This is a genomic window from Microcoleus sp. FACHB-1515, assembly GCF_014696105.1.
Lineage (GTDB): Bacteria > Cyanobacteriota > Cyanobacteriia > Elainellales > Elainellaceae > JAAUTJ01.
On the sequence record NZ_JACJPO010000015.1, the window covers coordinates 55,964 to 70,053 of the forward strand.

The following is a 14,090-nucleotide window of genomic DNA, read 5'->3' on the forward strand; positions in this document are numbered from 1 at the left end:
TACCCACTGCGCTACCAGGAGGCGACAACACTCAGTTTAAAATACGAAAAAACGCGATCGCTGCTTATGAAAGAAACCTTGGTGAACTGGCTCAATTCTGCCCTGATGCTGAATTTGTTTTTTGTGCTGTTTAGCTTTGCGTGGCTGGCGATCGCGCTGGTTGGAAAATCGCTGCATCTGCCGTTCGGCTTCGACTTGTGGTACAGCCTGTGGCAGCCTGTGTTCATGCCCGCTCTGGGAATTTTGATGGCGGGCGCACTTTTGAGCGGGGCGATCGGTTGGATCAGCCAGCGACTCAATTTAACCGCCTCTCGCTAACCTTCGCTGAGAACTTCGGCCAGTGCAGGTTTGACCTGCGGATATTGATATTGAAAGCCGATCGCCTCTATCCGCTTCGGTAGAACCTGCTGGCCTTGCAGCACGACTTGAGCCGCATCGCCCAGCAGCGCTTCCAGAGCAAAACCGGGAACCGGAAGCCAAGACGGACGCTGCATCACGTCGCCTAGCGTTTGGCAGAATTCCGTCATCCGCACGGGGTTCGGTGCGGTTGCATTGTAAACGCCTTCCATCTGCGAATTGGTGAGCGCCTGCAAAATCAAGCTCACCAGATCTTCCCGGTGAATCCAAGAAAACCACTGCCGACCGCTGCCGATCGGCCCTCCAGCAAACAGGCGAAACGGCGTCAGCATCTTGGCGACTGCTCCGCCTTTGCCCAACACAATTCCTGTACGCAAAATCACCAGTCGCGTTCCCGCTTCCTTCACCTTTTGCGCTTCGGCTTCCCACGCCTGACAGACTTCAGCCAGAAAATCGCTGCCCGCGCTGCTGCTCTCATCAAACGTTGCGGTTTCACTCGTGCCGTAAAATCCGATCGCTGACGAATTCACCAAAACGCTTGGCTTCTGCTCGGCCTGAGCGATCGCCTCGACAATTTTGCGCGTCCCGATCTGCCGACTTTCGAGAATTTCGCGTTTGCGATCGGGCGTCCAGCGCTGATCGGCGATCGGCGCTCCTGCCAAGTTGACGACGCCATCACAGCCGGAAATGGCCGACTGCCAATCGCCTGACTCCAGCGGCGTGTACTGCATCAGTTGAATGTTGGGAAAGTCTGCGGCAGGAAACTCCGCGACTTTGGAGGCGCTGCGGGTGAGGGCGAGTACCTGATGCCCTTCAGCCTGGAGGCGATCGACTAAGCGTAATCCGACAAATCCAGTTGCTCCGGTGACTGCGACTTTCATAACCCCCCTGCTGCAAACGTGCGATCGGTGATTTCTATTACAAATCTTAATGCTGATTGGGGACGGCGATTAGCAATAGAGTTGCTGCACCAATTCACTGCTCAAACTCAACTAGGCTGCACAAGCGCTTGCGGCGTCGCATCCCCTGCTTAGCTTTGCCACGCCGTGCGGTCGCCCGCTTAGACAGTTGTGTGGGTTGCTCAGGCGTAGTTGAGGCATCTGCCCGTTTTTTGGCTATGGCGATCGCAAATACCGTTCAAGCTGAAAAAATTGCAGTAAATCTGCTAAAGAAACCGCTTCATCTGTTGGTGTCATCGTTGAAATAATTTGAATATTTTCCGGCGTTAAATGCTTGAAGATTTCTTTCAAAATTGGGATAGCATCGCTCGAAAATTCCTGAATTTCGCGATCGAATCGGGCAAGCCGACTTTTAGCAAAATGAACTTGAAAGCGCGATCGCCTCAAAAGCCGATGACGAATATTTTCATGAAGCGCCGAGTTTGTTTTGAGCTGATGAATTGAGCCATCCATGAGTAGAGGCACAACATCTAAATTTTCCTCCAGAAAAATCAAACTTCCTTCTTCGTTATAGACTTCAATTCCATCAATTCCCAATGCGCCAAGATCGGCCAGCGCCAGAATACGAGCGACGATCGACAGCGATCGCCCATTCTGCAAACTCGGCTGATAAATCGCTTGCTCGATCGGGTCATACACACAAATCGTTGCTTCGATCGATTCTCGAATGATGTCAATATCTGCTTCAGTTAGCCGCGCCGAACTGTCTGCATCTAGTCGTGAATTAAGCTGATGAATGTACTGCAAAATCTGTTCGATCGTAGCCATTTCACTCACGCCAGTATCGCGCTTTCGGGCGGTGTTCTGCTGCGAATTCTGAGCGAATACCTGCACCATATCGTGAGCCACTACGCAAAGATCAAGCAGCAGTTCGGTTCGCGATCGATCAATTTCAGGATGATAATCGGCGATCGCTTGAAAGATTTGCTGCGATCGCCGCTGCACGTTTTGAATGTGTTCGTGATTGTGATAGTAAAGCTGTTTGGTTGCGGCTTCTTGAGTAAAGTTGTAAAGCGCAAACGTTTTGATTTCAGTGATACTTTCAGCGATCGACTGTGGTGGCGGCAGCGAAGACCCAACGTTTTGATCAAAAAAGTCAGGCTGTTGGTCGTCCCCGCTCATAAATCTTGCTGTTGCGCTTGCAGATCCAAGTATCTGCCGATCGCGGAGTTAATTTCATGCGTCTTTCGAGTAGTTTATGCAGCCAATATGAGTAGATTTCGGTGTGGCAGACTCGACTCAATCGATCGCGCTGGTAAAACCAGCGGCTTGCCGCCGCAGAAATTCAGCTAGCGTTACGAAGTTCGCGCAGTGCAACGCCTACTAACCGCTGACCAATTTTTGTGTCACAAACCGCAATCTCACTGAGCCAGTCGATCGCAACAATTCGCAAGTCTTGATTTCCATAGTCTTGCTGAATCTTAGGATTGCGACCGATATAACGAACCCAGTCTCCTTGCTGAAATGAAACAGACTGCTGCAAGGGAACAGGAGGCTGTTGCAGCGAATACAATTTTGCCATTGCTTTTCAATTCAAGATGAAACGATCGATTTTAGGATTCAATCACCTGCAATTGAGAACAGGCAATTCGATCGATTTGCATAAACCCAGTTGGCGTGCTGCTGTAGATGTCAAGCGTGTCTTCTGGCGCAGCGTGAAACAGTATTCGATCGCCTGGAAAAATAACTTTCTCTAAGGTCTGTCTGATTCGGAGCAGTTGAACTTGGCTCGTGGCGTTTTGATAGTAGCAAAGGCCAGTTGTTGCATGATTCGCAACGAGGGGGAGCACGGAGATCTCAATCACTTTGACCTTTTTAGATTGAATGAGAGGTTCAAAACTACAGAGCGACAGAACGCTTAGACAGTATTGATGTAGCGATCGATCGAATTTTCCAAAGCCGTTTGTTCGTCTGGATAAAGCCAAACGAGCTTGAGCTTACCGCGCAGAAAACTGGTCAGCGAGAGTCGCACACTTTCCAAGTCAGCTCGCAGTCGGCCTGCCTGCAAAGCCTGCTCAGGTGTGGAATAGCATTGGGCATCACTGACACGGCCATGTCGATCAATCATTCGACACTCAAAGCAATAACCCGCTGGTTTCTGCACCACCCGAATGACCCAGCCGTGATAAAACTCTTTCTTCATGGTCGCCGATTCCGCAATACTGCTTACATCCGAGGTATCGAAATCTATCTGCCCAAGGCAGGAATTTCGCTGTGCAGACCTCAGAATACGAAAGCTTTGTTCAACTTTCGTGCAGAAAAAATGCAGAAATCGTGCAGATAAGCAAAAGGTATTTTTGCTTATTTCAGACGATATCCCAAACCATGTACTGTTTCAATGAAATCTTCCGGTGCGCCTTTCGCTTTCAGCTTTTGTCGCAGTCCGCGAATATGCGAATTTACCGTTTCTGCAACGGGTGAATCATCCACCGACCACAACTGTTCAATGATGCCCGATCGACTTAAAATTCGTCTGCCGCTTGCCACCAAAAGCTCTAGCAAAGCATACTCTTTCGGAGTTAAAGTTAGCACCTGATCCGCATACGTTGCTTCATGCATATTGGGGTTTAACTGAAGATTTCCCCACTGCAACGTAAACTCGGTTGTAGACAATCCTCTTCGCAGTAGAGCGCGTACCCGCGCCATTAATTCTTCTAGATCAAACGGCTTCGTCACATAATCATCTGCACCTGCATCTAATCCTACAATCTTATCGGCAACCGTATCTCGCGCTGTTAGCATGAGGACGGGAACTGCACTTTTCAACTGCTTATGTTTTTGAACTTCTGCAATTCGTAACTGTTGGCAAAACTGAAGACCATTGAGCTTTGGCAATGTGACATCCAAAACAATCAGGTCATAGTCGATCGCCTCGACCAAATTCCAAGCTGCTGCTCCATCTCGCGCTATATCGACGACATACTGACGGCGTGTTAGCGCTTCCGTTAAAACTTCTGATAGCTGAACGTCATCTTCAACAATTAAAATTCGCATGGCTATGTCACGATTAAAAAGTTATTTCATGTTGATGTGTCCTTGGATGAAAGGCGCACTTGAAGAAAAATTACTGGCAGGCAGTTTGGGAGTCATCTTGCTCCTGCTGGGTGCTGTCAACCTGATGTCTCCTAAAAATACTACACAGCTTGTCGAGAACGCCAATCAGGTGCGATCGACCTACAACATATTAAGAGATCTAACCGATTTTTATGCAGCAATGAGCGTCGCGGAATCCGGGCGACGTGGCTATATTTTCTCTGGAAGACCAGAAGAATTAAACCGACATCGAGTCGCCGTGCAGGAAATGAAAGCCGAACTCAATCAGCTTCAACAGCTTACGAATCTCGATCGAGCGCAACAGCAGCGCATCGATCGAATTGATGAACTTTCAGCCCGACGAATCGAATTATTTCAGCAGTCGATCGATCTCTATCAGCGCGAGCGATCGGCAGCAGCCATGCAGACTCAAAATTCAATTACAGATTACAGTGTGCAGCTTCGAGAGCAAATTCAAACGCTGCTAGCTGAAATCAAAGATACAGAAAATCAGCAACTCCAAGCTTCACTTGAACAAGCACAAGCAAATATTCAGATTCGATCGTCGATCGAACGCATCGCCAGTCTCCTAAGCCTAATCGTGACCTGTGGCATGGTCATCATCTTTTACTGGGCACTCAAGCGGCGTCAGAAGCTACAGGCACTCGAACAAACACTGGCGCAAGAACAAGAACTCAGTCAGCTTAAGTTACGCTTATTCTCGATGATTTCGCACGAGTTTCGCACACCGCTGAGCGTCATTCTTGCCTCTTCGCAACTTTTAGCAGAAATATTGGAGCCAAAGATTGAACAGAGTCAGCTTAAAAATCTGTATCGAATTCAAACTTCTGCCAAGCTGATGAATCGATTGATTACTGATATCCTAACGTTGACCAGAGCCGAAGCAGGTAAGCTGGAATATCAGCCAGAATGGATAGATGTTGAAGCATTTTGCTTGAACTTGCTGGATGATATTCAATCTTCTAATTCCGGCGATCAAAAACTACATTTTACCAGTCGAGGAAAATGCGGACGAGTTTATCTAGATGAAAAATTACTTTATTCAATTTTGAGTAACTTACTGCTGAATGCAATGAAATATTCTCTTGTTGATGGAGTGATTTCCTTGAAATTGTACTGTGAACAAGAGAAAGTTGAGTTTGAAATTCAAGATCAAGGAATTGGCATTTTGCCGATCGATCGTACCCACATTTTCACTCCTTTTTATCGCGGTCAAAATGTCGAGAACATTCCGGGCAGTGGACTAGGATTGGCTGTTGTGAAGAAATGCTTAGAACTGCAAAACGGCAGCATTTGGGTTGAAAGTAACGTTGGGGAAGGGACGCGCTTTACAGTTCAAATTGCTTGTCCGCACAAAAGCGATCGCGGCCTGATTTAGTCGCAACCCTTTTCGATCGCAAAATCGGTACAATCAAGCTGATCCTTGCTGGGGCGACGCGATCGCCTTAGGTTGATGCTTCAGATGATGCTGGCCGAATTTACCTCACCGGGGCCAATTATTTACGAGATTGGCCCAATTACAATCCGCTGGTATGGAGTGCTGATTGCGTCTGCCGTGCTGGTTGGCGTGTGGCTGTCGCAAGAACTCGCCAAGCGGCGCAACGTCAATCCTGAGCTGTTGGGCGATTTGGCAATCTGGCTAGTCGTCGGGGCAATTCCTTGTGCAAGGCTGTATTACGTGCTGTTTGAGTGGCAAAGCTACGCGCAAAATCCGCAAGACATTATTGCAATTTGGAAGGGCGGCATTGCAATTCACGGCGCGATTTTGGGCGGACTGATTGCCGCTTTAATTTTTGCTCGCGTCCAGAAAATTTCTTTTTGGCAGCTAACCGATCTGGTTGCGCCCTCGCTGATTTTGGGACAGGCGATCGGACGCTGGGGAAATTTCTTCAACTCCGAAGCGTTTGGTCGTCCGAGCGATCTGCCCTGGAAATTGTTTATTCCTGCCGATCGCCGTCCGCCCGGATACGAACAGTTCGCCTATTTTCACCCCACGTTTCTGTATGAATCGCTGTGGAACATCGGCGTATTTGCCCTACTCATTTGGCTGTTTTTCTGGGGCTTGCGTCATCCCGGACGACTAAAAGTCGGCACGCTGTTTCTGTCTTATTTAATTGCCTACAGCAGCGGTCGTTTTTGGATCGAAGGACTGCGAACCGATAGCTTGATGCTGGGGTTCTTGCGAATTGCTCAAGTTGTTAGCTTGGTGCAAATTGCGATCGGGCTGTTTGGCCTGTTTTGGCTGTATCGGTTGGGGCGATCGCTCCCTGACGTTGTCTCTCCACAAACTGATACAACAAATGCCGCCCCAAGAACCAAAGTTTAAAGCAAAAAAAACCCCAGAGCGTGAACTCCGGGGTTGAAATCAGGGTGCATCTACCATTCCCTTCTACCCAAACTAGCCGCGCCATCCGGAAAGAATGGAAAGATTTTTCCCGTTATTGAGATCGAGAATACAGGAGTCAAATTGATGTCGATCGATGCCCTCGCGCCCGCTGTGTACATTGTTGGAGCAGGTCCCGGCGACCCGGAACTGCTCACCGTCAAGGCGCAGCGGTTGCTGTCTCAGGCGGACGTGATTTTGTTTGCCGATTCGCTCGTGCCGCGATCGATTCTGCATATCGTGCGATCGGATGCCGAGGTGATTCGCACGGCGAACAAAACGCTGGAAGAAATTTTGCCGATCATGGTCGATCGCGTCCGAGGTGGAAAATCCGTCATCCGCCTGCATTCGGGCGATCCCTGCTTGTATGGCGCGGTTCACGAGCAGATGACTATGCTGAGCGAAGCGGAGATTCCGTTTGAGGTGATTCCGGGGATCAGCGCTTTCCAAGCTGCCGCCGCCAAATTGAAAGTTGAACTGACGGTTCCCGAACTGGTGCAGACCATTATTCTGACGCGAATCAGCGGGCGTACGCAGGTTCCCTCTAGCGAAGAACTGGGTTCGCTGGCTGCCCATCGCGCTAGCTTGTGTCTCTACCTCAGCGCTCGCCACATTGAAGACGCACAGGCAAAACTGCTGGAACATTACGCTGCGGATACGCCCGTCGCTATTTGCTTCCGAGTCGGCTGGCCGGATGAAAAAATTTGGGTCGTGCCGCTTTCAGAAATGGCAGAACTGTCGCGACGCGAACAACTGATTCGCACCACGATGTATTTAATTAGTCCGGCACTTTCGGCAACTGCGGCAAGGTCGCGCCTCTACAATCCCGACCATTCACATTTGTTTCGATCGAATTAAAATTGCTTTTTTCAGGCAGTTTTGACGCGATCGATCGAATCAAGCTGCATACTGAAATAGCAGCGATCGCCGAATAGAATGATTAAAATTCTTCACCTTTCGGATATTCATTTGGGCAGCGGTTTTTCGCATGGCCGCATCAATCCTGAAACCGGATGGAATACGCGACTGGAAGATTTTATCGATGCCCTGAGTTTATGTATCGATCGCGCCATTTCCGAAGCGGTCGATCTAGTTTTGTTCGGCGGCGATGCTTTTCCTGATGCCACGCCTGCGCCCTACATTCAACAAGCCTTTGCCCGTCAGTTTCGCCGCTTGGTGGATGCTGAAATTCCCACTGTTTTGCTGGTCGGAAATCACGATCAGCATTCGCAAGGGCAAGGCGGCGCAAGCTTGTGTATCTATCGAACCTTGGGCGTTCCGGGCGTGATTGTGGGCGATCGACTCGACACGCACAAAATTTCGACGCGATCGGGTGAAATTCAAATTATCACGCTGCCCTGGCTGACCAAATCGACGCTGCTGACGCGCCCGGAAACCGAAAATTTGTCGCTCGCGCAGGTGAATGAACTGCTGATCGATCGCCTCCGCATTGCCCTGGAAGGTGAAGTTCGTCAGCTTGATCCCGCTTTGCCGACTGTGCTGCTCGGCCACCTGATGACGGACACGGCGCGATTTGGTGCAGAGCGATTTCTCGCCGCTGGCAAAGGCTTTACCGTGCCGATGGCTTTGCTGACGCGATCGAATTTTGATTACGTTGCCTTGGGTCATGTGCATCGTCACCAGATTTTGTGCGAACAGCCCTATGTCGTTTATCCGGGCAGCATTGAGCGGGTGGATTTCAGCGAGGAAGCGGAGGAAAAAGGATTTGTTCTGGTGAAGGTCGATCGCGGCCAAACCGAACTGGAATTTTGCCCGATCCCAACGCGCCAATTTCGCACTTTACGCATCGATGTTTCCAAGGCAGACGATCCGCAGGCGGCATTGGTGGCGGGACTTTTAGCGGAATCGATCGAGGATGCGGTCATCCGCTTGATCTATCAGGTGCGAGCCGACCAACTGCCGCAGATGGATAACACTGTGCTGCATGAACTGCTTGCCGCCGCGCACACCTATACAATTCACCCAGAATTGGTCAGTCAGCTTGCTCGCCCGCGATTGCCAGAACTTTCGAGCAGCAACATCGAGCCGATGGAAGCGCTGTCAGCCTATTTAACGCATCAAACGGAATTGCAGGACATCGCGCAGGACATGATCACAGCAGCCCAAGCACTGATAGCACGTGAACCGATGGAGTGGCTGGAGGAGGAAATGGTGGAGGGAACGAGCTTGCGGAGTGGCGAGGCTGTCCAGGATGCTCAACTCCGCTTGCTGTAGATTCTAGCGGTTTGCAGCATCTATCTCAAGATAGAGATTGCCTTAATGTTGCAAAACCCTTACAGTGGTAGGAACGTCCTTTGCGACCTGTTCCTCTCCTCACCATGAAAGAAAAGCTCCGCGACCTAATTGGTCAACCGCATGTCTGGCTCTATGTGAAAAGCACGAGTAGCTGGATTCGCAATGCCCAAATTCTCGATGTTACTGACGATTCTGTAACGTTTCGTTACGAACACGAAGTCGAAAACGAAAAGCGCCTGTGGGAAAAAACGACGCGCATCGACAACATTTCTGAAATCGATATCAAGCTGCTAACGCTGCCCAAGCAAGATGCTCAGGTGAGCGCAATTAAAAATCGGCTGAAGAATTTGCTAGAGCAGGAGTAGGAGATTGAGTGTCGGAAACTGCGATCGACTTTCCGACACTCCTTCTACCTGCGCCAGTCGAACCAGCGCTCGATCGATTCTCGCTGCCAATTTGGGCGGCGATCGCGCTGCCACTGCTGCGTGGCCTCAGACAAAATTTCGCCCCAAGTGGCATGAGGCGCGATCGCTCCCAAATCTTGAATCGAAAGATTTTGCTGAAGGGCAAGCGCAATCGGGACGATCGTTTCACTCGCGTTTGCGCCAAACAAATGCGCTCCCAAAATCTTGCCATCCGGTTTCAAGATTAATTTGCACAGGCCGATCGGTTCGCCGGAAATTGTGGCGCGATCGATCGATCCATACCTCTGTCGGACAACGCTGACCTTGCGGCCATATTGCCGTCGCGCCTGTCGCTCTGTGAAGCCAACCTGCGCGAGTTCCGGCGTCGTCTGAATTGTCCAGGGAATTTGGGCGTAGCGGATGCTGCGGCGCGGCCAAAAGAGCGCATTTTCGATCGCGATCTGCGCTTCCACTTCGGCCAAATGCGGCAATTCGTAGCCGCCCAGCGCTTCACCACAAGCGTAAATTCGCGGATTAGACGTTTGCAGTCGCGCATTGACGGGAATCAGGTTCGATCGCACTTCAACGCCTGCCGCTGCCAGATTCAGCGAGGAAAGCTGCGGCAGTTGATCGAGCGAGAATGCCTGAGCACTTGGCGGATCAGTTTCGATTCGCACACCTTCCGCTTCCAGGTACGATCGCAACAGCCGAAACGTTTCGGCGTCTGTTCCCGCTAGCGGTCGCGGCAGATAAAGCGTCACCTCGATCGATCGACTCAAGATCTGACTGAGTTCCAGCGCGATCGGACTGCTGCCAATTAGCGTGATTTTTTCCGTCGGCAGATGACCCGCAGCGATCGATTCAATCGACAAGCGATCGACAGGTTGAGAAGCAGGCGCGAGTAAATAGGTGCGCGATCGAAACTTCCGCCCATCCGCCACAACCATAAGCGGCGGCTGAAATTCTGCCTGACCGATGCAGACATCCACACCTTGTGTGGCAAGAAAAGCGATCGATCGCTTTTCAGTGAAACTGGCGGCTCGCGATCGCGCCACTGCCAGATCTGCGCCTTGCCGCCACTGCTGATAAAACAGCGGCAGAAAATCGGGCGAGGTCGATCGCGCAGGCTCGATCAAGGCGACGCGCGATCGCAGTTGGGCGGCTTTGAGTGCAGCCAATCGGCCTACACTGCTGCCGCCCAAAATCACCAGATCGTAGTCAACCGCCATGCTGAAAAATTGCGGCTAAGCCGTCGATCAAGCGTTGATTTTCTGGTTCGGTGCGGACGGCAACGCGAAAGAAGCGATCGCCCAGTTGGGCAAAACTGAGGCAGTCGCGAATCAAAATGCGATGCTGCTGCAACAGTTGCCGCTGAAGTTCCACGCTCGCTTCGCACTCAACCAGCAGAAAATTTGCCGCGCCTGGAAAAGGATTGAGTCCAAGCTGCTGAAAGCCGTCGAAGAGTTGCGATCGCGCCAGCTTCAGCCAGTTCCAAGTTTTTTGCTGAAACTCCACATCTTGAAGAACGACTTCGCCCACAGCGGCGGCCAAGACGTTCACCGCCCAAGGATCGCGCCACTGCTGCCAGCGCTTGAGGCGATCGGGATGGGCGATCGCATAGCCGAGCCGCAGTCCGGGCAGACTGTAGAACTTGGTGAGCGATCGCAAAATCACCAGATTGGGAAAATCCGCTACGCGATCGATCAGGCTTTCCTGCTCGGCAGGCGGCAAAAAATCCATGAACGCTTCATCGATCACGACAAGCGCAAACTGATCGAGCAGCGGCAGAATTTGCGCGACGCTGAACAGTTGGCCTGTGGGATTGTGCGGATTGTTGAGCAGCAAGCCGCCCGTTGCGGTTGCAGGAATGGGGATCAATCGATTCTGTGTGATCGCGCAGCGCTCCCGCTCCGGTATCGCGCAGCCATCCCGGAGGGGGATCGGCCAGTCTACAGTTTGAGCGCCAAACGCATCGAGCGCGCGGCCATAGTCACCAAAGGCCGGAACCAGTCGATGTGTCTGCGGTAGAGTCGCCAGTTCGCGGCAAGACCAGGTGAGCAGTTCGGCTGCGCCGTTGCCGGGAAGAATCCAGTCGGGAGAAATTGAGTGAAACTGGGCGATCGATCGCCGCAGTTCCGTATAGCGAGGATCGGGGTAGTGGCACAGATCCGTGAGATGCGAGGCGATCGCATCCAGGGCAGAGGCAGGTGGCCCCAGCGGATTGATGCTGGCCGAAAAATCCAAAATGACAGAGGGGGGACACTGGGCAAGCTGAGCTGCCCAAGCGAGATTCCCCCCATGCACAGGTCGCACGGAAGGTAGAGGCAATCGCAACTTAGCTTGATGAAACTTTTTCTTTGAACAGTTTGCCAGCAGAGAAGGCGGGCACGATCGTTTCAGGAATTTCCATCGGCTCCCCGGTTTTGGGGTTGCGGCCTTCGCGAGCTTTGCGCTTGCGCGGCTCAAACGAACCAAATCCCACCAGTGTCACTTTTTCTTCGGCAGAAACGGCTTCCATGATCGCTTCCAAAGCGGCAGTCAGCACGGCGTCTGCTTGTTTTTTCGTGACATTTGCTTTTTCTGCAACCTTATCGACCAAATCACCTTTGTTCATAACACGCTCCTGAGCGTAGAGGATGAATTGAATGAGTCTAACTTAAATCTCTTAACGAGATCGATCGCAATTTGTTCGAGCGGGAATCTTTGGGCGAGATCGCTGAAACTCCCTCAGACTCGAATTTTCAATGCTCTATTCTAAGGGCAAGTTAGCAGATATGGAACGCCAAAATCTTGAATTAATAATCTGTAAAGAAGTTCTTGAAGTATTTTTTTGGATTTTGCACCAGATCGCCTGCCAAAATCAGTACTTCTACTTAGCAATCAGGTCGTTGGCGTGAAAATCCGCAGTTCGCGTCCAAAGGTTGGCGAGGTTGCAGCAAACACGACATTGTTGCCAAACAACACGAAATCGCTGGGATCGGAATCATCGCTGCCCGGATTGATGTTGCTGATCAGCTCCGGTTGCGAGTTGGGCTGAGCAGTGGCCGGATTAAAGCGGTAGAGTTCTGTCCCGAACAATTGCGAGGTTCCCGCAAAATACAGGACACCGTTGATGTTGGTGAGATTAGTGGGATCGAGCGAGTTGCCTCCGATGCTGAGGCTGGCGGCAATCTCCGTGCCCTCGGTTGTGCCGTCACTGCGGTAAAGTTGTCGCCTCAAGAGGCTGCTGGTAGCGGCAAAATACAGTTCGTTGCCCACCGCGACGATCGCGCTGCGGCGATTGGTGCGATCGGCAAGGAAGGTGTTAATCGAGGCGGGATCGTCGGCGGTGAGCGGCGTGAAGTCGGTTCCCGGACTCGCTCCGGCTGCGCCATTCAAGATTTCGGAGACAGGTTCACGCAGCGAATTGAGTCCCACAGCCGGATCAAATCGCCACAGTTGCCGCCCGATCGTGCCGTCTCCGGTGGCCGCAAAGTACAGCACATTGTTCAAATTCACCAAATCAGTTGGAATCGAACTGTCTGCATTAATGCCTGTGCCACCAGTGTTGATGTCGGCTTCCAAGCGCGTTCCGTTTTGTGTGCCGTCGGTGCTGTAAAGTTCGCGCCCGTTGAGGCCGTTATCGGCGGCGAAATAGAGTCGATTTCCAACAACGGCAAAATCGGTTGGGTTGGAGTCATCAATGCCCGGATTGATGTCAGCCACGCGGAACGTGCCCTGCGTTGTGCCGTCGCTGCGATAGAGTTCGCGTCCGTCTACGCCATCCGCAGCAAAAAACACCAGATTGTTAAACACCGTCAATCCAGTCGGATTTGCACCATCGCCAGTTAGATTGATGCTGCTCACTCTGGTTGCGGTGTTGGCATTATTGGCGATCCGAAACAGTTGTCGTCCGGTCGTTACCCCGTCGCTTGCCGAAAAAAAAAGCGAATTGTTCAGGCTGACAAAATCTCGCGGCGCGGAGTCTTCGCCTGGTGTGCGGTTGATGATGATCTGCTGGGTGGTGTTGCTGCCTTGGTTGATGCGAAACAGTTCGTCTCCGTTGAGGCCGTTGTTTGCGGCAAAGTAGAGCGCATTGCCGTTCACCGTGAGATCGGTTGGATCTGAATCGGCAGAACCCGGATTGATGTTGCGAAAAAGCTGAGTTGCTTCAGTCGGGGTGGGATCGGTTCCACCGCCACCCACACCGCCATCATCGCCAATGTTGCCGCCGATGTTGTTGGGTCGGACAGACACGGTTAGCCGATAGTTGGTTCTGCCCAACCGCGAGAACACGCGGACGTAGTAAACTCCACGCGACAAATTAGAATTAAATATTGTGTCTTCGCGAGGGCCAGAGGTAGTGATCTGAGCGATCGAAGTTCTGCCTCGTTGATTGAGAATTGTGGTGTTGATGTTGCGATTGCCGCGCCGGATTGTGAGGAGAAACTGGCTGCGCTCGGAGACGAAAAAGCGAAACAGATCGTTGCGATCGGTCGGTCCCACATCACCGGATACAACAGTTCTCCGGTTGGACGAAACCCGAAGCCGCTGAGCGTTTTGCAAATCTTGCCGAGTGATGCGCGGGTTGGACGATCGAGCCAGGGGGCTGTTGCCAATGGACGAACGCATTAAATCGCGTTTGGAAATGCGATGAGACATAGGAAAGGTTGGAAAAAACAAAAGCCGGAAGGACGC

General features: G+C 51.5%; 16 protein-coding genes. 6 read left to right on the forward strand and 10 right to left on the reverse strand.

Annotated features, from left to right (window positions below; all coding sequences use genetic code 11):
- Window positions 1-66: 66 nt before the first annotated feature.
- Window positions 67-318 (forward strand): hypothetical protein, encoded by a 252-nt coding sequence (locus H6F67_RS03655; protein WP_190763426.1) that lies wholly within the window; start codon window positions 67-69, stop codon window positions 316-318.
- Here the strand turns inward: H6F67_RS03655 and H6F67_RS03660 are convergent.
- The 6 genes from H6F67_RS03660 to H6F67_RS03685 all read right to left on the reverse strand — a co-directional run bounded on the left by H6F67_RS03660 (window position 315) and on the right by H6F67_RS03685 (window position 4,310).
- Window positions 315-1,238 (reverse strand): TIGR01777 family oxidoreductase, encoded by a 924-nt coding sequence (locus tag H6F67_RS03660; RefSeq protein WP_190763428.1) that lies wholly within the window; start codon window positions 1,236-1,238, stop codon window positions 315-317. The genes H6F67_RS03655 and H6F67_RS03660 overlap by 4 nt on opposite strands.
- Window positions 1,239-1,472: 234 nt before the next feature.
- Window positions 1,473-2,438, reverse strand: coding sequence for a hypothetical protein (locus tag H6F67_RS03665; RefSeq protein WP_242020478.1), 966 nt, complete (start codon window positions 2,436-2,438; stop codon window positions 1,473-1,475).
- A 163-nt stretch (window positions 2,439-2,601) separates the two neighbouring features.
- Window positions 2,602-2,838 carry a hypothetical protein gene (locus H6F67_RS03670; protein WP_190763430.1) on the reverse strand — a complete coding sequence of 79 codons (237 nt, stop codon included), beginning with the start codon at window positions 2,836-2,838 and terminating at the stop codon, window positions 2,602-2,604.
- 31 nt (window positions 2,839-2,869) lie between these two features.
- The gene (locus H6F67_RS03675; protein WP_313926753.1) at window positions 2,870-3,121 is read right to left on the reverse strand and encodes a DUF1830 domain-containing protein; all 252 of its coding nucleotides are present in this window, start codon (window positions 3,119-3,121) and stop codon (window positions 2,870-2,872) included.
- A gap of 53 nt (window positions 3,122-3,174) precedes the next feature.
- The gene (locus H6F67_RS03680; RefSeq protein ID WP_190763432.1) at window positions 3,175-3,459 is read right to left on the reverse strand and encodes a hypothetical protein; all 285 of its coding nucleotides are present in this window, start codon (window positions 3,457-3,459) and stop codon (window positions 3,175-3,177) included.
- A gap of 158 nt (window positions 3,460-3,617) precedes the next feature.
- Window positions 3,618-4,310: a response regulator transcription factor gene (locus H6F67_RS03685; protein ID WP_190763434.1), complete on the reverse strand. Its 693-nt coding sequence runs from the start codon at window positions 4,308-4,310 to the stop codon at window positions 3,618-3,620.
- A gap of 28 nt (window positions 4,311-4,338) precedes the next feature.
- Between H6F67_RS03685 and H6F67_RS03690 the strand changes: the two genes are divergently transcribed.
- The 5 genes from H6F67_RS03690 to H6F67_RS03710 all read left to right on the forward strand — a co-directional run bounded on the left by H6F67_RS03690 (window position 4,339) and on the right by H6F67_RS03710 (window position 9,374).
- Window positions 4,339-5,748, forward strand: coding sequence for an ATP-binding protein (locus H6F67_RS03690; RefSeq protein WP_242020480.1), 1,410 nt, complete (start codon window positions 4,339-4,341; stop codon window positions 5,746-5,748).
- 75 nt (window positions 5,749-5,823) lie between these two features.
- A complete protein-coding gene (lgt, locus tag H6F67_RS03695) occupies window positions 5,824-6,696 on the forward strand; it encodes a prolipoprotein diacylglyceryl transferase (protein WP_396797567.1) in 873 nt (290 codons plus the stop codon).
- A gap of 144 nt (window positions 6,697-6,840) precedes the next feature.
- Window positions 6,841-7,611: a precorrin-4 C(11)-methyltransferase gene (gene cobM, locus H6F67_RS03700; RefSeq protein WP_190763436.1), complete on the forward strand. Its 771-nt coding sequence runs from the start codon at window positions 6,841-6,843 to the stop codon at window positions 7,609-7,611.
- A 78-nt stretch (window positions 7,612-7,689) separates the two neighbouring features.
- Window positions 7,690-8,988, forward strand: coding sequence for an exonuclease subunit SbcD (gene sbcD, locus H6F67_RS03705; RefSeq protein WP_190763438.1), 1,299 nt, complete (start codon window positions 7,690-7,692; stop codon window positions 8,986-8,988).
- 104 nt (window positions 8,989-9,092) lie between these two features.
- Entirely contained in the window at window positions 9,093-9,374 is a 282-nt protein-coding gene (locus H6F67_RS03710) for a DUF6679 family protein (protein ID WP_190763439.1), read from the forward strand.
- A gap of 44 nt (window positions 9,375-9,418) precedes the next feature.
- On the opposite strand, the gene H6F67_RS03715 is transcribed toward H6F67_RS03710, so the two are convergent.
- The 4 genes from H6F67_RS03715 to H6F67_RS03730 all read right to left on the reverse strand — a co-directional run bounded on the left by H6F67_RS03715 (window position 9,419) and on the right by H6F67_RS03730 (window position 14,054).
- On the reverse strand, window positions 9,419-10,642 hold the full coding sequence (locus H6F67_RS03715; RefSeq protein WP_190763441.1) for an NAD(P)/FAD-dependent oxidoreductase: 1,224 nt from the start codon (window positions 10,640-10,642) through the stop codon (window positions 9,419-9,421).
- Window positions 10,632-11,741, reverse strand: coding sequence for a threonine-phosphate decarboxylase CobD (gene cobD / locus H6F67_RS03720; RefSeq protein WP_199304224.1), 1,110 nt, complete (start codon window positions 11,739-11,741; stop codon window positions 10,632-10,634). Before cobD ends, H6F67_RS03715 begins: the two co-directional genes overlap by 11 nt.
- A 7-nt stretch (window positions 11,742-11,748) precedes the next feature.
- Complete coding sequence (locus H6F67_RS03725) at window positions 11,749-12,027, reverse strand: HU family DNA-binding protein (RefSeq protein WP_190763443.1); 279 nt, start codon at window positions 12,025-12,027, stop codon at window positions 11,749-11,751.
- A 266-nt stretch (window positions 12,028-12,293) separates the two neighbouring features.
- Window positions 12,294-14,054, reverse strand: a complete 1,761-nt coding sequence (locus H6F67_RS03730) for a hypothetical protein (protein ID WP_206753882.1) — start codon at window positions 14,052-14,054, stop codon at window positions 12,294-12,296.
- Window positions 14,055-14,090 lie beyond the last annotated feature (36 nt).